Origin of the sequence: Streptomyces sp. NPDC051064 (genome assembly GCF_044455985.1) — a bacterium.
Lineage (GTDB): Bacteria > Actinomycetota > Actinomycetes > Streptomycetales > Streptomycetaceae > Streptomyces.
This window is the reverse complement of record NZ_JBITFK010000002.1, coordinates 675,986-692,581: the sequence shown is the minus strand read 5'-3', so window position 1 is coordinate 692,581 and position 16,596 is coordinate 675,986. Positions and strand designations below refer to the sequence as shown.

At 72.7% G+C, this 16,596-nt stretch carries 18 protein-coding genes; 6 read left to right on the top strand and 12 right to left on the bottom strand.

All coding sequences use genetic code 11. The features are described from left to right. Positions 1-18 precede the first annotated feature (18 nt). From ACIBCU_RS10075 to sigE, 5 genes are all read right to left on the bottom strand, one after another. Positions 19-681: a hypothetical protein gene (locus ACIBCU_RS10075; RefSeq protein ID WP_362933399.1), complete on the bottom strand. Its 663-nt coding sequence runs from the start codon at positions 679-681 to the stop codon at positions 19-21. 125 nt (positions 682-806) lie between these two features. After that, positions 807-1,262 carry a sec-independent translocase gene (locus ACIBCU_RS10070; RefSeq protein WP_362933396.1) on the bottom strand — a complete coding sequence of 152 codons (456 nt, stop codon included), beginning with the start codon at positions 1,260-1,262 and terminating at the stop codon, positions 807-809. Between the two features lie 118 nt (positions 1,263-1,380). Then, positions 1,381-3,204: a trypsin-like peptidase domain-containing protein gene (locus ACIBCU_RS10065; protein WP_399230515.1), complete on the bottom strand. Its 1,824-nt coding sequence runs from the start codon at positions 3,202-3,204 to the stop codon at positions 1,381-1,383. Between the two features lie 89 nt (positions 3,205-3,293). Next, positions 3,294-4,238: a zf-HC2 domain-containing protein gene (locus ACIBCU_RS10060; RefSeq protein WP_362933390.1), complete on the bottom strand. Its 945-nt coding sequence runs from the start codon at positions 4,236-4,238 to the stop codon at positions 3,294-3,296. Beyond that, positions 4,235-4,996: an RNA polymerase sigma factor SigE gene (sigE, locus tag ACIBCU_RS10055; RefSeq protein WP_362933387.1), complete on the bottom strand. Its 762-nt coding sequence runs from the start codon at positions 4,994-4,996 to the stop codon at positions 4,235-4,237. Before sigE ends, ACIBCU_RS10060 begins: the two co-directional genes overlap by 4 nt. Before the next feature lie 178 nt (positions 4,997-5,174). Between sigE and ACIBCU_RS10050 the strand changes: the two genes are divergently transcribed. Beyond that, positions 5,175-5,840 (top strand): O-methyltransferase, encoded by a 666-nt coding sequence (locus tag ACIBCU_RS10050; protein ID WP_356716108.1) that lies wholly within the window; start codon positions 5,175-5,177, stop codon positions 5,838-5,840. 101 nt (positions 5,841-5,941) lie between these two features. Here ACIBCU_RS10050 and ACIBCU_RS10045 read toward each other — a convergent pair whose 3' ends face one another. After that, positions 5,942-6,109, bottom strand: a complete 168-nt coding sequence (locus tag ACIBCU_RS10045; RefSeq protein ID WP_003966491.1) for a DUF3117 domain-containing protein — start codon at positions 6,107-6,109, stop codon at positions 5,942-5,944. A 314-nt stretch (positions 6,110-6,423) separates the two neighbouring features. Between ACIBCU_RS10045 and ACIBCU_RS10040 the strand changes: the two genes are divergently transcribed. Further along, positions 6,424-7,224, top strand: coding sequence for an enoyl-CoA hydratase/isomerase family protein (locus tag ACIBCU_RS10040; protein WP_399230511.1), 801 nt, complete (start codon positions 6,424-6,426; stop codon positions 7,222-7,224). Positions 7,225-7,270: 46 nt separating this feature from the next. Here ACIBCU_RS10040 and ACIBCU_RS10035 read toward each other — a convergent pair whose 3' ends face one another. From ACIBCU_RS10035 to ACIBCU_RS10025, 3 genes are all read right to left on the bottom strand, one after another. Continuing rightward, positions 7,271-7,855 (bottom strand): DNA-3-methyladenine glycosylase I, encoded by a 585-nt coding sequence (locus ACIBCU_RS10035; protein WP_399230509.1) that lies wholly within the window; start codon positions 7,853-7,855, stop codon positions 7,271-7,273. After that, positions 7,852-8,244, bottom strand: a complete 393-nt coding sequence (locus ACIBCU_RS10030) for a DivIVA domain-containing protein (protein WP_362936886.1) — start codon at positions 8,242-8,244, stop codon at positions 7,852-7,854. The genes ACIBCU_RS10035 and ACIBCU_RS10030 overlap by 4 nt, the downstream gene beginning before the upstream one ends. 63 nt (positions 8,245-8,307) lie before the next feature. Continuing rightward, the gene (locus ACIBCU_RS10025; protein ID WP_399230507.1) at positions 8,308-9,726 is read right to left on the bottom strand and encodes a PLP-dependent aminotransferase family protein; all 1,419 of its coding nucleotides are present in this window, start codon (positions 9,724-9,726) and stop codon (positions 8,308-8,310) included. A gap of 46 nt (positions 9,727-9,772) precedes the next feature. On the opposite strand from ACIBCU_RS10025, the gene ACIBCU_RS10020 reads away from it, so the two are divergent. Then, positions 9,773-10,714, top strand: coding sequence for an aldo/keto reductase (locus ACIBCU_RS10020; RefSeq protein WP_362936865.1), 942 nt, complete (start codon positions 9,773-9,775; stop codon positions 10,712-10,714). Positions 10,715-10,780: 66 nt separating this feature from the next. Further along, entirely contained in the window at positions 10,781-11,653 is an 873-nt protein-coding gene (gene folP / locus ACIBCU_RS10015; protein ID WP_399230505.1) for a dihydropteroate synthase, read from the top strand. A gap of 56 nt (positions 11,654-11,709) precedes the next feature. On the opposite strand, the gene ACIBCU_RS10010 is transcribed toward folP, so the two are convergent. Next, positions 11,710-12,495: a TIGR00730 family Rossman fold protein gene (locus tag ACIBCU_RS10010; protein ID WP_362936859.1), complete on the bottom strand. Its 786-nt coding sequence runs from the start codon at positions 12,493-12,495 to the stop codon at positions 11,710-11,712. A gap of 85 nt (positions 12,496-12,580) precedes the next feature. Further along, on the bottom strand, positions 12,581-13,660 hold the full coding sequence (dapE, locus tag ACIBCU_RS10005) for a succinyl-diaminopimelate desuccinylase (protein WP_362936856.1): 1,080 nt from the start codon (positions 13,658-13,660) through the stop codon (positions 12,581-12,583). Between the two features lie 61 nt (positions 13,661-13,721). On the opposite strand from dapE, the gene ACIBCU_RS10000 reads away from it, so the two are divergent. Next, complete coding sequence (locus ACIBCU_RS10000; protein ID WP_362936853.1) at positions 13,722-14,618, top strand: hypothetical protein; 897 nt, start codon at positions 13,722-13,724, stop codon at positions 14,616-14,618. Between the two features lie 308 nt (positions 14,619-14,926). Next, on the top strand, positions 14,927-15,289 hold the full coding sequence (locus tag ACIBCU_RS09995; protein WP_399230501.1) for an ATP-binding protein: 363 nt from the start codon (positions 14,927-14,929) through the stop codon (positions 15,287-15,289). Between the two features lie 88 nt (positions 15,290-15,377). On the opposite strand, the gene dapC is transcribed toward ACIBCU_RS09995, so the two are convergent. Then, on the bottom strand, positions 15,378-16,481 hold the full coding sequence (gene dapC / locus ACIBCU_RS09990) for a succinyldiaminopimelate transaminase (RefSeq protein ID WP_362936847.1): 1,104 nt from the start codon (positions 16,479-16,481) through the stop codon (positions 15,378-15,380). Positions 16,482-16,596 lie beyond the last annotated feature (115 nt).

The following is a 16,596-nucleotide window of genomic DNA, read 5'->3' as shown; positions in this document are numbered from 1 at the left end:
CCGCCCCCACCCGTTCGCTCAGTTCTCGTACGAGGCGATGTCGCCGATCACCGCGAATCCCAGGCCGTAGGCGCTCATGCCGCGCCCGTAGGCGCCGATGTGCACCCCGCCGGGGGCCGAGCCCGCGAGCACCCAGCCGAACTCCGACTCGCGGTAGTGGAAGTCCACCGGCACGCCGTCCACCGGAAGGGACAGCGTCGACCAGGGCTCCCGGCCCAGGTCGTCCGCGAGCTCGAACGCGGTCTCGGTCTGCTGGTTCAGCCATTCGCCACGCAGGGTGTGGTCCATCTGCGGGGGCCAGGTGCAGTCCAGCAGGCCGGAGCCCGCCAGCCAGGCCGCCGACGACACCGTGGTGGCGTCCAGGACGCCCGTACCGTCGTCGCTGTCCCGTACGGGGCTGCTGCCCACGGTCACGACCACCGCGAAGCGCGCCTTCTCCGCCCCCGCGTCGGCCCGTACGACGGGCTCCTCGCCGTGCCCGGTGGAACCGTGCTGCACCGTGTCGTCCGCCGCGGCGGTGACGGTCATCAGCCAGCGCGGGCCGGTGAAGGCCTCGTCCAGCCCGTACCAGGGGAACGGCGCCTTGAGATAGCCGTCGACAGTACGCCGGGTCGCCGGCACCCCCTCTGCGGTGACTGTGCTGGGCGCACCATCCGCCCCTACCCGACTCGTCGTCTCCATCTGCCCGGCCGCCTCCTCGATCTGTCACTGATCCGGAGCGGCCCTCCCCCCGTGGGCATGGGCAACCTCGCAACCGGACAGATGGAGAATAGCCATACCGTCCGGACGAGTCGGGATTGACGGTCTCAGGTGGCGTCTGCGTCGAAGGGCGGGCGCTCGTCCTTGGCCGGCTGCGCGGGCTTCTTGAGGAGGTCCGGCGTGGCGGCGGCACCGGACGCGGCTGCCGCGGCGGTGCCGGTGGACGGGGCGCTCTCGCGACCGTTCACCGCGTCGGTGACCTCGGCCATCTCCTTGCGCAGGTCGAAGCTCTCGCGGATCTCCTTGAGCCCCAGGTCGTCGTTCCCGTCCATGAGCTGCTTGCGGACGAACGTCTTGGGGTTGAGGTCCTCGAACTCGAAGTCCTTGAACTGAGGTCCGAGCTCCGACCGGATGTCTTCCTTGGCGCTGTCCGAGAACTCACGGATCTTGCGGATGGTGCGCGTGACGTCCTGGATGACCTTCGGCAGCTTCTCCGGACCGAATACGAGCACGGCGAGAACCACGAGCGTCAGCAGCTCGAGTGCGCCTATGTCATTGAACACCTTGCTGCTCCTCGTGTTCTCTGCGTGGTCTCCGCGTGTTCTCCGCCGCCAGGTCAGGGGGCCCGGACCGCTCCACGGTACCCGGCGAAGCTGTCCGTGCGGTACCTGCCGGTGGCCGTCAGGTGCCGCTCGCCGAACCCAGCGCCAAAGTCATGGACAGGTCTTTGCCACCGCGGGTCAGGACGAGCCGGAGCCGGTCACCCGGCCGGTGGGCGCGGATCTTGACGATCAGTTCCTCGCCGCTGTGCACGCGCTGGCCCTCCACCTCGGTGATGATGTCGCCCGAGCGGATGCCCGCCTTGTCGGCCGGGCCGCCCTCGGTCACCGCCGCTCCGCCGTCGGCCACCTTGCCGCCGACCTTGGCTCCGTCGCCGGTGAACTCCATGTCCAGCGTGACGCCGATCACGGGATGGGTGGCCTTGCCGGTGTTGATCAGCTCCTCGGCGACGCGCTTGCCCTGGTTGATCGGTATCGCGAAGCCGAGGCCGATGGAGCCGGACTGGCCGCCGTCGAGACCGGATCCGCTGTCGGCGGCGCGGATGGCGCTGTTGATGCCGATGACCCGGGCCTCGGCGTCGACCAGGGGGCCGCCGGAGTTGCCCGGGTTGATCGGGGCGTCGGTCTGCAGCGCGTCGACATAGCTGACGTCGGTGCCGTCGCCCTTCTCGCCGCCCGCGGTGATGGGTCGCTGCTTGGCGCTGATGATGCCGGAGGTGACCGTGTTGGACAGGTCGAAGGGTGCGCCGATGGCCACCACGGGGTCGCCCACCTGCACGTTGTCGGAGTTCCCGAGGGGCAGCGGCTTGAGGCCCGAGACACCGGTCACCTTGACGACGGCCAGGTCGTAGCCGCTGTCCTTGCCGACGAGCTCGGCCGGCGCGCTCTCCCCGCCGCTGAACGTGACGGTGATGTCGCCGGTGGAGCCCGCGGGGGCGACCACATGGTTGTTGGTCAGGATGTGGCCCTTGTCGTCGAGGACGAAGCCGGTGCCGGTGCCGGACTCGGCGGAGCCGTTGACGTGCAGGGTGACCACGCTGGGCAGCGCGCTGGAGGCGATCCCGGCGACGCTGTCGGGTGCCCGGCCGCCGTTGTCCCGGCCGGCCTGGGGCAGTTCGACCGTGGTCAGGCCGCCGTTGCGCTCGACGTAGGCACCGATTCCGCCGCCGATCCCACCGGCCACGAGGGCGAGCAGTGCCGCCCCGACGAGGACGGACCCCCGGCGGCTGCCGCGCGGCCGGGGGTCCGGACCCTGGGCGGGGCCGGGGTGACTCAACGGCTGCTGAGAGGGCGTGCCCCAGGGGTCGTACCGCAGCCACTGCGAGGGCTGCTGCGAGGTCTGCGGGGTCTGCACGGGAGGCTGCTGCTGCGGCACGGTGTGCGGCGGGGGCGCCCAGCCCTCGGCGTGCCCCTGGGCGCCTGCCGCCGGAGCGGGGGCGGGTACGGGGACGGCTGCGGGCACGGGCGCGGCCACGCCGTGCCCGTTCGTGCCCGCGTACGGCGGCGGTACGGGAGTCCCGTGGGCCGGAGTCGGCACCGGGCGCTGCACGGGTGGCGCGGGCGCCCACGGCCCCGGACCGCCGTAGGGCGGGGTGCTGTACTCGTCGGGCGCGTGCAGCGGCTGCGTACGGTGCGCCGCGGGGGGTGCGGGCGTGAGATCGCGAGGCTCGCCGTCCGACGGCGCAGGCGGCTCGGCTGCCGACGGCGAGGTCGGCCGGGCGGCCGGTGGCGCGGGCATGAAGTCGCCGTCCGTCTCGGGCGCGGGCGGCTCTCCGGCCGTGGGTGCGGCGGCCTCGTCAGCCGGCTGCTCCCTGCGCGGGGGCGGTGTCGTCCCCTCCATGTCGGAGACGGCCACCGCGTCCTCCCGACCGGCCGGGCGGTCCCGTTCCGTAGAGGGGCGGCTCCACCACTTCGTCTTCGGCCCGCTGGGCTTCCCGTCGTCCATGCTCTCCCCGCAACTGGCCCTTGCACGCCTCACAGAGGCGTCCCTCCCGGAATTCAACCAGGTTTGCGAATCCGCGCGCAGGGCCCCGGTCAGCGCAGCGGTGTGAGCGGCATCGCGCGGTCCTGCGGCGGCGGGGCGGAAGCCGTCGGGGACGGCTTCGGCTCCGCTCCCGCGCGGAGCGCGGACAAGTGCAGCGGGTCGGCGTCGGTCGGGCGTATGAGCGGCGGCACGGTCACGTTCAGCGCCGGGAAGGCGAACGTGCCCCCGGTGAGCGCCGAGGTGCTCAGCAGCGAGGGTGCGGAGGCCGGCTGGGAGGACGAGGACGGGACGGCGCCCGGCCGGAGGTCCTGGCCCTGTCCGGCGGCGAGTGCGCCGCCGCCGCTGCGGCTGGCCGCCGCGCTGGCGCTGCCGGTCCGCTCCTCGGCGTCGAGCGGGGTCGCGTTGCTGCCCGCGCCTTCGGCGCTGAGCGGAGCCTCGGGGTTGTGGTCGAGCGGGAGCGAGCCTCCCAGCGCGATGGCCGCGAGCGAGACCGCGCTGGCCGCGACGAACGCGAAGCGCCGGGCGCGCCAGGGTGAGCGGTCGGAGTCACGGGCTACGTCATGGATGCGGAAGCCGGAACCGGACGCGCCGCCCGGCAGCACGGCCGTCGAGCCGTGTGGGGCGGGGAGGTAACCGAAGCCGTCCAGCGGAGAACGGCCTGACTCCGGGGAGCCGGGCTGCGGCACGGGGAGGATTCCGTCCGCGAAGCGCCGTCGGCCGTTCGACCTGTCGTCCGGACCACCGCCGCTGCCGCTGGGGCCCCCGGGGAGGCCCTGCAGACGGGCGAGGAAGCCCTCGGAGGGCGAAGGGGCGGCGGAGGTCGCGAAGGCGCTCTTCAGCCGTCGCTGGGCGTCGGCCTCGGCCTTGCACCGGGCGCAGGTCGCCAGATGGGCCAGGACCCGCTCCCGGGCATCGTGTTTGAGCTCGCCGTCGACAAGCGCGGCGAGCCGGTCCCCCAGATGCTGCTCCGCGGGGGTCGGACCTGTGCCACTCACGCCGTTCCGCCCTCCCCTGCCAAGACCGCGTCCGCGAGGGAACGCTGCTCGGCGCGGGCCTCGGGCGAACGGTGCTTGAGCGCCTTGCGCAGGTGCGAGCGGCCACGGTGGATGCGGCTGCGCACCGTGCCGAGCTTGACGCCGAGTGTGGCGGCGATCTCCTCGTACGAGAGGCCCTCGATGTCGCAGAGCACGACCGCGGCACGGAACTCGGGCGCGAGGGTGTCCAGGGCCTGCTGCACGTCCGCGTCGAAGTGCGTGTCGTTGAAGACCTGCTGCGGGGACGGCTCACGGCTCGGCAGCCGCTCGGCCGCGTCGTCGCCGAGGGAGTCGAAACGGATCCGCTGCTTGCGGCGGACCATGTCCAGGAAGAGATTCGTCGTGATCCTGTGCAGCCAGCCCTCGAAAGTGCCCGGCGTGTAGGTCGACAGCGACCGGAAGACGCGGACGAAGACTTCCTGGGTGAGGTCCTCGGCGTCGTGCTGGTTACCCGTCAGCCGGTAGGCGAGGCGGTACACCCGGGCGCTGTGGGTGCTGACGATCTCTTCCCATGAGGGCGGGGTCCACGCCTGGGAATCCGCATCTGAGGCGAAGGTCGCGGTCGGTGCGGAATCGTTGGAAGAACGGTCAGCAATGTCGGTCACGGATTTCGGCTCACCCGCCGACCCGAGAAAGCGCCGCAGCGCACCTCTCCGATCCACAGGCGCAGCCGCACCTCCCCTATCGGCTCTGGTGGTGTCCAGTGGAGCCCCTACCATAGCCACCTCGCCCGTTAGCTCCGGATAAGCCTTTTTACCTGCTGGTGTCCCGGTGTCCCCGGGAGCAAGAGGCACATTCCGGACCCGGCCGCGGGGCCCGGTCCACGTGTTCTCCTCCGTCCCCTCATAACGCCCGGTCCCATCTGCGGGTTCCCGGGTCCAGCGGATACAGTCACCGTTGCGCCAACTACGGGGACAGGAGAGGGTCATTACCGCCAACCGGCAGACGAGCTGGGCATTCGCCGACGCCTTTGTCGCCGAGGAAGAAGCTCTGCTCTGGGCCCGGGACCGGGCCCACGAGGCAGGGCTCCGCCCGGTGTCGTCAGGCACCGGCGCGGCGCTGCGCCTGCTCGCTGCCACCGCGGACGCCAAGGCGGTGGCCGAGATCGGCACCGGAACCGGCGTGTCCGGCATCTATCTGCTGCAGGGCATGCGCCCGGACGGCGTTCTGACCACCGTGGACCCGGAGCCCGAGCGCCAGCAGTTCGCCCGCGAGGCCTTCCGGGCCGCGGGCTTCGCCACGAACCGGGCCCGGTTCATCCCGGGCCGCGCCCTCGACGTGCTGCCGCGGCTCGCGGACGGCGGCTACGACCTCGTCTTCTGCGACGGCGACCGGCTCGAGAGCCTGGACTGCCTCGCTGAATCGTTGCGCCTGCTGCGACCTGGCGGACTGGTCTGTTTCGAGGGCGTCTTCGCCGACGGCCGCACGATCGACTCGGCGGCGCAGCCGGCCGAGGTGCTGCGCCTGCGCGAGCTCCTGCGGGCCGTGCGCGAGAGCCAGGAGCTCATGGCGACGCTGCTGCCGGTGGGCGACGGCCTGCTGTGCGCGGTACGGCGCGGCTGAACCGGCCGTCCCGGGCACGGCCGCCGGGCCTCCCCCCGACGCACTGCTGCCCCGGCACGGATTCCGTGCCGGGGCAGCAGTGAAGTGTGGGCGCCTCCGCCTCAGCCGACGACCTTCTTCAGCGCGTCACCGAGTGCATCGGCCTCGTCCGGAGTCAGCTCGACGACAAGCCGACCGCCGCCTTCGAGCGGAACGCGCATGACGATGCCCCGCCCCTCCTTTGTCACCTCGAGCGGGCCGTCGCCCGTCCGCGGCTTCATGGCCGCCATGCTCGTTCCCCTTCCTGAAACCAGCTCATCGCAGCCGGCGGCCCCATGACAGGCGCTGCCTCACCGGCGTCGAACACAATGCTTCCTCCGCATTATCCCGCATCAGAGACCCCGATGACCAACATCGGTCGGCATCGCTTGCGCAACGCGCTCTCTCAAAACCACCCAATTCGGCGATCCGGCTGCGATACTGCGCCGCCGCCGGCCCCCAGCCGAAGTCCAATCGTTAGACGCAGGTCACACGTCCGGCCCGCCGGAAGTCCGCCATGCTTGCCTGGACAGGCACGACGCCGGACCCGCAAGGAGACCCCGCAATGGCTGACACGGTGCTCACAGACGTGAGCGACGGGCTCGCGACGATCACGATCAATCGCCCCGACGCGATGAACGCCATGAACACCGCCGCCAAGGTCGCACTCCGCGACGCCCTTCTGGCGGTCGCGGACGACCCCGCCGTGCGCGCGGTTCTGCTCACGGCCACCGGGCGCGCCTTCTGCGTCGGCCAGGACCTCAAGGAGCACGTCGCCAAGCTCTCCGAGGCCCGCGAGTCGGACGGCGGCAACGCGCTGAGCACGGTGCAGGAGCACTACAACCCCATCGTCCGCGCCATCACGGAGATGGAGAAGCCCGTGGTCGCGGGCGTCAACGGGGTCGCCGCGGGGGCGGGTTTCGGATTCGCGCTCGCCGCCGACTACCGCGTGGTCGCCGACACCGCGGCCTTCAACACGTCCTTCGCGGGTGTCGCGCTGACCGCCGACTCGGGCGTCTCCTGGACCCTGCCCCGGCTGATCGGCGCGAGCCGCGCCGCCGACCTCCTGTTCTTCCCGCGTTCGGTCTCCGCCCAGGAGGCGTACGAGCTGGGCATCGTGAACAAGGTGGTGCCCGCGGCCGACCTGGCGAAGGAGGCGCACGCGGTGGCCCGCGCCCTGGCCGACGGGCCGACGGTGGCGTACGCGGCCCTGAAGGCGTCCGTTGCGTACGGCGCCGGACACACCCTCGCCGAGACCCTGGAGAAGGAGGACGAACTCCAGACGAAGGCGGGCGCGTCGCAGGACCACACGATCGCGGTCGAGGCGTTCCTCGCGAAGCAGCCGCCGAAATATCTCGGCAGGTAGGACCCGGGGGCCCGCCGTCCGGGTCCCCTGATCCGGACGGCGGGCCCTACCGGCCGCCGCCCCGGGCCACGCAGTCGGCGAGATGGTCGTCGACGAGGCCGCAGGCCTGCATCAGGGCGTACGCCGTCGTGGGCCCGACGAAGCGGATGGAGCGCTTCTTGAGGTCCTTGGCCAGCGCGGTGGACTCCGGGGTGACCGCCGGGACGTCGGCGAGGGCGCGCGGGGCCGGCCGCGAGGCCGGGTCCGGTGCGTACGACCAGATGAGCGCGTCCAGCTCGCCCTCGTCCCAGCCGGCCAGCACCTTGGCGTTGGCGAGCGTGGCGTCGATCTTCGCGCGGTTGCGGATGATTCCGGCGTCGGCCAGGAGGCGTTCCTTGTCCGCGTCGGTGAACTCCGCCACGGCGGAGATCTTGAATCCGGCGAACGCGCTGCGGAAACCCTCGCGGCGGCGCAGGATCGTCAGCCACGAAAGCCCCGACTGGAACGCCTCCAGGCAGAGCCGCTCGAAGAGCGCGTCGTCGCCGTGGACCGGGCGGCCCCACTCGGTGTCGTGGTAGGCGAGGTAGTCCGCCGTGGACAGGCCCCACGGGCAGCGCAGCCGCCCGTCCGCCGCCGGCTCCGCGCCGCTCATCGCCCGCCGTCCTCGTCCTGCGGGCCGTCACCGGCGGCGGGCGGCTCACCCGGCCGCTTGAAGAGGTCGGGGCCGTTCACCGCGGTCGCCTGGGCCCCGGCGAGCGCCGACTCCAGCTCGGCGATGTGGGCGTCGCGCTCGGCGAGCTCCGCCCCCAGCCGGCCGAGGGCCTCGTCGACGTCCGTCATGCGGTAGCCGCGCACGGCCATGGGCAGCCGCATGGCTTCGACATCGGCGCGGCCGACCGGACGGTCGGCGGGCAGCGGGTCGGTGAGCCGCTCGGGCTCGACGTCCTGCAGCACCGCGCTTCCGCCTCCGCCGACCACCGCCAGGGTGACCGCGGCCACGACCACGGCCATCGTGAGCAGCAAGAACCAGAACACGTGCATCTCCCCGGGAGCGGAATACCTGTCCAGGTCAGATCGTGCCATGCGCCGCTGACAGTCAGGGCCTTACCTCGGAACAGCCGGACCCAGCGCTTCGCGCAGGAGCGTGACGGCCGCAGGGATCTCCGTCTCGCTGATGTTGCCGTAGCCGAGGACGAGCGCGCGCCGCTCCGGTCGCTCCGCGCAGTAGTCGTCGAGGTCCACCAGGCGCAGCCCGCCGGCGGCCGCGGACCGGACCGCCTCGCCGAGGACGGCCCTGTCCGGCAGGTGGAGCAGGATGTGCAGCCCGGCGGCGGTGCCGGAGACCCGGCCCTCCGGCACCTGTTCGCCGAGCGTCCGGACCAGCAGGTCGCGGCGGGAGCGGAACCGCCGCCGCGACGCGCGCAGATGGGCGTCGTACCACCCGCGGTCGAGGAAGGTGGCGAGCGCGAGCTGGTCGAGTACCGGTGGTGCCGCGGCGACGGGGTTCGCTGCCCGGAGCGCCGGGGTCATCCCGGCGGGCGCGACCAGCCAGCCCAGGCCGAGGGCGGGCGACAAGGTCTTGCTGACGGAGCCGAGGAGGACGACCCGGCTCGGATCCATCCCCTGCATCACGGCGACCGGGTGGTGGTCGTAGCGGAACTCGGCGTCGTAGTCGTCCTCGATGACGAAGCCGTCCACCTCGCGGGCCCAGCGCACCAGACCGGCCCGGCGCTCCGGGGACAGCACCGTGCCGGTGGGGAACTGGTGTGCCGCGCCGACGACGACGGCCCTGGCGGGCGTACGCGCGAGGTCCCCGACGCGGAGGCCGTCGTGATCGACGGGCACCGGGTGCACACGCAGGCCTGCGCTCGTCGCGGCGTCCCGCAGCCGTCCCCAGCCCGGGTCCTCCACGGCCAGGTCGGCGATCCCCTCGGCCCGCAGCGCCCGGCACGTGCGGAACAGGCCGTCGGTGACCCCCGCGCACACGGACACGGACCCGGCGTGCGCGTCCGCGCCGCGTGAGCGCCGCAGGTACTCCGCGACGGTGGTCCGCAGCACCACGTGTCCGGTGGGGTCGGGCCGGCCGAGGTCGTAGTGGACGGCCGAGCCCGTGACCGCCCGGACGGCCTCCGCCCACCGGCGGCGCGGAAACGCCCGCAGGTCGGGGAGGCCGGGCGCGAGGTCGTACCGGATGGGAGGCCGCTCGGGTGCGCGCCGCTCACGGGGGCCCGGCGGCGCGGTCTCCGGTGACCACGAGACACGCGTGGCGGAGCCGACCCGGGCGGAGAGGTACCCCTCCGCGACGAGCTGCCCGTACGCCTCCGTCACGACCCAGCGCGAGCAGCCGAGTTCCTCGGCGAGCGCGCGGCTCGGGGGCACGGCGGCGCCCTCCACGAGCCGGCCGTCCCGTATCGCGGTGCGCAGGGCGTGAGCCAGCCGGTCGTGCAGGCGGCGCCGGCCGCGTTCCGGGGGGCCGACGTCCAGCAGCGTCGCCCAGGCGTGATTGGTCCGGGAAAGGTCCACGGTATTGGAGCGTAGCGCCGAGCCGAATCCGCCTACCGTGAGGGACATGATCAAGAACCTGATTCTCGGGGCCATGCTTTTCGGTACGGCCCAGGACGAACGCCGGTCGTTCGAGCTCCTGGACCACTTCGTGGATGCCGGAGGCGTCTGGATCGACACCGCCGACTGCTACGCGTTCTGGGCCGACCCGGCAGGCTTCGGCGGACAGAGCGAGACGTTGCTCGGACGCTGGATGGCACGCCGCCCGGGCGTCCGTGACCGCGTCAGGATCAGCACGAAGGTGGGCTGCGAGCCGACCGTGGCCGGGAGGTTCCCGGAGACGGCCGAAGGCCTGTCGGCCAGGGCCGTGAAGAGCGGGTTCGAGGCCGGCCTGCGACGGCTCGGTACGGACCGCGTCGACCTGTACTGGGCCCACATGCCCGATCCGTCCACACCGCTGGAGGAGACGGTCGCCGCCTTCGACGAGCTGGTCTCCGCCGGTTCGGTCGATCGCCTCGGCTGCTCCAACTACCCCGTCTGGCAGGTCGCGCGGGCACGGCAGATCGCGCGCGCCCAGGGTGGCGCCGGCTTCACCGCCGTGCAGCAGCAGTACTCCTACCTGCAACCGCGCCCCGGGACCCGGCCCACCGTGTCGCACCGGTTCGGCATGGTCACCGACGAGGTGCTCCATTACGTGGAGCACCAGCCGGATCTGGAACTGTGGGCGTACACGCCGCTGCTGAGCGGCGGCTACACCCGCGAGGACAAGCCGCTGCCGGCGGAGTACGACCATCCCGGCACCGCCCGCCGCCTCGCCGCGCTCGACGGGATAGCCGCCGAGACCGGCACGAACCGCAACCGCGTGGTGCTGGCGTGGCTGGCCGGAGGGAGTCCGGCCGCCATGCCGATCGTCGGCGTCAGCACGGTCGAACAGCTGGACGAGGCGATCGCGGGGGTGTCGCTCGAGCTGACCGCCGAGCAGCGCGAACGCCTGGACTCCGCCGTGTGACCTGGTGCCGCCTCCCACTCCCCGGCCGGTCTAAAGTCGCAGGCGGGCTACAGGGAGGAACCAGGAATGCGAAGCGGGACGCTCAGGCTGGGACGGCGGGAGTTCGGGCCGCACGAGCCGGTGATCATGGCGATCGTGAACCGGACTCCCGACTCCTTCTACGACCAGGGGGCGACCTTCCGCGACGAACCCGCGCTCGCCCGGGTCGAGCAGGCCGTCACCGACGGCGCCGCGATCGTCGACATCGGCGGGGTGAAGGCCGGCCCCGGCGAGGAGGTCACGGCGCAGGAGGAGGCGCGCCGTACGGTCGGCTTCGTCGCCGAGGTGCGCCGCCGCCACCCGGACGTCGTGATCAGCGTGGACACCTGGCGGCACGACGTGGGCGAGGCCGTCTGCGAGGCCGGGGCGGACCTGCTGAACGACGCGTGGGGCGGCGTCGACCCGAAACTGGCGGAGGTGGCCGCACGGTTCGGAGCGGGGCTGGTCTGCACGCACGCGGGCGGCGCCGAACCCCGTACACGGCCGCACCGGACCGCCTACGAGGATGTGATGGCGGACATCCTGCGCGTGACCCTGGATCTCGCCGAGCGTGCCGTGGAGCTCGGGGTGAGGCCGGACGGGATCATGATCGACCCGGGGCACGACTTCGGGAAGAACACCCGGCACTCGCTGGAGGCGACGCGCCGGCTGGAGGAGATGACGTCCACGGGCTGGCCGGTGCTGGTCTCCCTCTCCAACAAGGACTTCGTCGGGGAGACGCTCGACAAGCCGGTCAAGGAGCGCGTCATCGGCACGCTCGCGACGACGGCCGTGTCGGCGTGGCTGGGGGCTCAGGTGTACCGGGTGCACGAGGTGGCCGAGACCCGGCAGGTCCTCGACATGGTGGCGTCCATCGCGGGCCACCGGCCGCCTGCGGTCGCTCGGCGGGGCCTCGCGTAGGCCCGTGCCCCTCTCCCGCGGACGGGCCGGGGAGAGGGGTGGACGCGGCGGCTCCGCTAGCGGCCGACTTCCTTCGTGACCAGCCGGACCGCCTCGTCCACGTCGTCCGTGACGTGGAAGAGCATCAGGTCCCGCTCGGACGCCTTGCCGCCCGCGACCACGGTGTCCCGCAGCCAGTCGACCAGGCCGCCCCAGTACGCCGTACCGAACAGCACGATCGGGAAGCGCGTCACCTTGCCCGTCTGCACCAGGGTCAGCGCCTCGAAGAGCTCGTCCAGCGTGCCCAGGCCGCCGGGCAGGACGACGAAGCCCTGCGCGTACTTCACGAACATCGTCTTGCGGACGAAGAAGTAGCGGAAGTTGACGCCGATGTCGACATGTGGATTCAGCCCGGACTCGAAGGGCAGCTCGATGCCGAGTCCGACGGAGATGCCCTTGGCGTCCCTGGCCCCCTTGTTCGCCGCCTCCATGGCGCCGGGGCCGCCGCCCGTGATGACGGCGAATCCCGCCTCGACGAGCGCCTTGCCGATCTGCACGCCCGCCTCGTAGTCCGGTCCGCCCGCCGGGGTGCGGGCCGAACCGAAGACGCTGATGGCGCTGGGAAGTTCCGCCAGCGCGCCGAATCCCTCCACGAACTCGGACTGGATCCGCATGACCCGCCAGGGGTCGGTGTGGACCCACTCCGAGTCGCCCTCGGAATCCAGCAGCCGCTGATCGGTCGTGCCCGGCTGGACCTGGTCCCTGCGGCGCAGTACCGGACCCATGCGCTGTTCCTCGGGCTTCACCGCACCCTCGGGAATCTGCGCGCCCTCGGGGATCCGTGCGTCCTCCGGGTTGCCCATGACCTGCTCCCTCCGCCGACCTGCGATGTGCGTGTGTCGCTTCAGCGTAGATCGGCGGAGGTTACGCGCAGGGGAATGCCGTGAGTCAGCTGGTGAGCCAGGAGCGGAGGCGGTCCTCGCAGTGCGTGATCCTCTCGACACGCACGTGCTCGTCCCGCTTGTGCGCGAAGAGCGGATCGCCCGGACCGTAGTTCACCGCGGGGACGCCCAGGGAGCCGAACCGGGACACGTCCGTCCAGCCGAACTTGGGCCGCGCGACGCCGCCGACCGCCTCCATGAACGCCTTGGCGGCGGGGTGCGAGAGGCCGGGCATCGCGGCTCCGGTGTGGTCGTCCACGACGAACTCGTCGACACCGCAGTCCGCGAAGACCTCCTGGACGTGCGCCTCGGCCTCCTCGGCCGTGATGTCGGGGGCGTAGCGGTAGTTGACGACCAGCGTGCAGGCGTCCGGGATGACGTTGGTGGCGACGCCGCCCTCGATGCCGACGGCGTTGAGCCCTTCGCGGTACTCCAGCCCGTCGATGACCGGTCGGCGCGGCTCGTACGCGGCCAGCCGGGCCAGCGCCGGGGCGGCCGCGTGGATCGCGTTGGACCCCATCCAGCCGCGCGCGGAGTGGGACCGCTCTCCCTTGAACCGCAGATGGACGCGGAGCGTGCCCTGGCAGCCGCCCTCGACCTCGCCGTTGGAGCCCTCGAGGAGGACGGCGAAGTCCGCGTCGAGCCATTCGGGGTGCGCCTCGGCCACGTGGCCGAGGCCGTTGAGGTGGGCGGCGACCTCTTCGTTGTCGTAGAAGATGAACGTGAGGTCGCGGTTGGGCTCCGGCACCGTGGCAGCGATGCGCAGCTGGACGGCGACGCCCGACTTCATGTCGGAGGTCCCGCAGCCCCACAGCACACCGTCGTCGTCGAGCCTGGACGGCACGTTGTCCGCGATCGGGACGGTGTCGATGTGCCCCGCCAGCACGACCCGCTCGGCCCGGCCCAGCTGCGTCCTGGCCACGATGTTGTTGCCGTGGCGGTCGACGGTCAGGTGCGGCAGGGGGCGCAGGGCCGCCTCGATGGCGTCGGCGAGGTCCTTCTCCTGCCCGCTGACCGACGGGAAATCGACCAGCCGTGCGGTGAGCGCCGGGCCGTCCAGGGCGAGGTCGAGCGTGTGTCCATCCATGGCCACGACCCTAAGGGACTCGTGTCCCGGCCCCGGTCCTACCCTCCAGTACGGTGGCCCCGTGCCCCGGACCAGTGACTCCACCCGCCGCGGCCGCGCCCTCCGTGTCGCGGCCTCCTTCGCCGTGCTCATGGCGCTGGCCGGCTATCTGGCCGTGCAGTACGTCTCGGGTGACAAGAGCGTGCCCCGCTGCACCGTCGGCCCCGCGGACGGGGGTGAGGGACGCACGTACGAGCTGAGCCCGGACCAGGCCGCCAACGCCGCCACGATCTCCGCCGTGGGCACCACGCGGGGGCTGCCGGAGCGCGCGGTGACCATCGCGCTGGCGACCGCGCTGCAGGAGTCCACGCTGCGCAACCTCGACCACGGCGACCGGGACTCGCTCGGACTCTTCCAGCAGCGCCCCTCGCAGGGGTGGGGCACGCCCGAGCAGATCATGGACCCGGTCTATTCGGCCGGGAAGTTCTACGAGCACCTCGTCGAGGTCCCACGCTATCTGGACCTGAAGCTGACCGTCGCCGCCCAGTGGGTGCAGAAGAGCGCGTTCCCGGACGCGTACGCCAAGCACGAGCCGGACGCACGGCTGCTGGCCGACGCGCTGACCGGACGCGCCCCCGCCTCGCTGACCTGCACGGTCCCGGCGCCGGCCGCCGGGGAGTCCGGAGACGCGGCGGAGGTCCGGTCCGATCTGGTGCGCGCCTTCGGGAAGGACGTCCTGCCGTCCGCCGGGTCGGCGGGCGCCTCCGCGGCGGGCACGGTGTCGGTGCCCGTGCGGGCGGCGGACGGCGCCGCGCCCCGGCGCGGCTGGGAGCTCGCCCACTGGGCGGTCGCGCGGGCCGGGACCCTGCGGATCGCGGAGGTCTCGTACGCGGGCCGCACGTGGACCGCCGAGTCCGGCTGGCGGACGGAACGCGAGGAATCGGGCGCCACGGCGGTCCGAATGCGCCTCGCTCAGTAGTACGGCCCGTCATCCGTACGGGCCGTTCGGTGACCGCCGGGCCCCCGCTGCCACGACCGTTTCCCCGACCCCGCACTCCGGGCTGATCCCCTTGCCCGCGCAGGGAAGTGACGGTTCATCAGGCGCTCGCCGAATGCGCCGTTCGCCCGGGTTCCTCCGTTGCGGATTATCTGACGCATTACTCAGTCTTTACCTCGGTGCCCCGCAACCTTCCCCGCCCCCGGACCGGTTGTTCAGTGCGTCCGATCACCGGACAGGCGGATTCCACATCCGCCGCGTAACCGTTGACGTCCCGTCGAAGGAGCATCATGTCCCTCCCCCTGACCCGCCGGATCGCCCGTGCCGCACTGCTGATCGCCGCGGGTGCGGCCCCCGTGGTCGGCGCGGCCGGTGCCGCGGGTGCCGCGGGGCTCCCGCAGACCCCCGCGCTCGGCGGCCTCACCTCGCTGGACGGCGCCGGACTCAGCAGCACGCTGGACTCCGCCTCGAAGCAGGGCTCCGAGGTGGCGAACAAGACCGGCGGCAAGGTGGTCGGCACGACCCTTCCCGCCGCGGGCGAGACCCTCCAGAAGGCCGGGACCGTGACGGAGGGCGAGCTGACGGAGGACACCCTCCCGACCAAGGGCCTCCCGACCAAGGGCCTGCCGACCGAGGGCCTGCCGATCGGCTGATCCGCCGGACCACGCGCTGCTACGAGCGCACGGAGGGGCCCCGGGAGTCCGCACTCCCGGGGCCCCTCGGCGTACTGGGGGACAGCCCTCAGGCCAGCCGCTTGACCGCCGCGTCCACGCGCTCGTCCGAGGCCGTCAGGGCCACCCGTACGAAGCGGTCGCCGGCCGGCCCGTAGAAGTCGCCCGGCGCCACGAGGATGCCGAGCTCCGCCAGACGCGCCACGGTCTCCCAGCAGGGCTCGTCGCGCGTGGCCCAGAGGTAGAGGCTCGCCTCGCTGTGCTCGATCCGGAAGCCGTGGGCCTCCAGCGCGGCCCGCAGCACCGTGCGCCGCCGCGCGTAGCGCTCCCGCTGCTCCGCCACGTGCGTGTCGTCGCCCAGCGCCGCGACGGTCGCCGCCTGGACGGGGGCCGGGGTCATCATCCCGCCGTGCTTGCGGATCTGGAGCAGCTCGCCGAGGACGGCCGCGTCACCCGCGACGAAGGCCGCGCGGTAACCGGCGAGGTTGGAGCGCTTGGAGAGCGAGTGGACGGCGACGACGCCCTCGTACGTGCCCCCGCAGACGTCCGGGTGGAGCACGGAGACGGGCTCGGCCTCCCAGCCGAGCTCCAGGTAGCACTCGTCGCTGAAGACCAGCACCCCGTGCTCGCGCGCCCAGGCGACGATCCGGGTCAGCTCGTCCTTCGGCAGGACGCGGCCCGTCGGGTTGGACGGGGAGTTGAGCCAGAGCAGCTTCAGGCCCTCCGGGTCCAGCTCCGTCGGGTCGTCGTAGACGACGGGCTCGGCGCCGCAGAGCCGCGCGCCGACCTCGTACGTCGGGTAGGCGAGCCGCGGGTAGGCGACCCTGTCGCCCGCGCCGAGACCGAGCTGGGTCGGCAGCCAGGCGACGAGTTCCTTGGAGCCGACGACCGGCAGCACGTTCTCGTGCCTCACACCCGCCGCACCGAGCCGGCGCTCCACCCAGCCGGTCAGCGCGTCACGCAGCGCCTCGGTCCCCCACACCGTCGGATAGCCGGGGCTGTCCGACGCGTCGACCAGAGCCCGCTGGATCAGCGCGGGCACCGGGTCGACCGGCGTACCGACCGACAGGTCCACGAGGCCGTCCGGATGGGCCACGGCCGTCGCCTTGTAGGGCGCCAGCTTGTCCCAGGGGAAGACCGGGAGACGGGAGGAGACGGGAGCTGCTGCGGACACGGGACTCTGCTTTCTCGTACGGTGGCGTGGCGGCCGGGAAACGCCTCGGCCCCGCACGGTGACAAGCCGTACGGGACCGGGCGGCGCTCGTGCCGCCGCCGGCTGCTCGCCCCGC

What these genes read in the sequence shown, in the direction of transcription:
- dapE (WP_362936856.1), bottom strand. Translation starts at nt 13,660, where the DNA reads ATGGATGGACACACGCTCGACCTCGCCCTGGACGGCCCGGCGCTCACC.
- ACIBCU_RS09995 (WP_399230501.1), top strand. Translation starts at nt 14,927, where the DNA reads ATGTCCCTCCCCCTGACCCGCCGGATCGCCCGTGCCGCACTGCTGATC.
- folP (WP_399230505.1), top strand. Translation starts at nt 10,781, where the DNA reads ATGCGAAGCGGGACGCTCAGGCTGGGACGGCGGGAGTTCGGGCCGCAC.
- ACIBCU_RS10040 (WP_399230511.1), top strand. Translation starts at nt 6,424, where the DNA reads ATGGCTGACACGGTGCTCACAGACGTGAGCGACGGGCTCGCGACGATC.
- sigE (WP_362933387.1), bottom strand. Translation starts at nt 4,996, where the DNA reads ATGGTAGGGGCTCCACTGGACACCACCAGAGCCGATAGGGGAGGTGCG.
- ACIBCU_RS10045 (WP_003966491.1), bottom strand. Translation starts at nt 6,109, where the DNA reads ATGGCGGCCATGAAGCCGCGGACGGGCGACGGCCCGCTCGAGGTGACA.
- ACIBCU_RS10035 (WP_399230509.1), bottom strand. Translation starts at nt 7,855, where the DNA reads ATGAGCGGCGCGGAGCCGGCGGCGGACGGGCGGCTGCGCTGCCCGTGG.
- ACIBCU_RS10065 (WP_399230515.1), bottom strand. Translation starts at nt 3,204, where the DNA reads ATGGACGACGGGAAGCCCAGCGGGCCGAAGACGAAGTGGTGGAGCCGC.
- ACIBCU_RS10030 (WP_362936886.1), bottom strand. Translation starts at nt 8,244, where the DNA reads ATGCACGTGTTCTGGTTCTTGCTGCTCACGATGGCCGTGGTCGTGGCC.
- ACIBCU_RS10010 (WP_362936859.1), bottom strand. Translation starts at nt 12,495, where the DNA reads ATGGGCAACCCGGAGGACGCACGGATCCCCGAGGGCGCGCAGATTCCC.
- ACIBCU_RS10075 (WP_362933399.1), bottom strand. Translation starts at nt 681, where the DNA reads ATGGAGACGACGAGTCGGGTAGGGGCGGATGGTGCGCCCAGCACAGTC.
- ACIBCU_RS10020 (WP_362936865.1), top strand. Translation starts at nt 9,773, where the DNA reads ATGATCAAGAACCTGATTCTCGGGGCCATGCTTTTCGGTACGGCCCAG.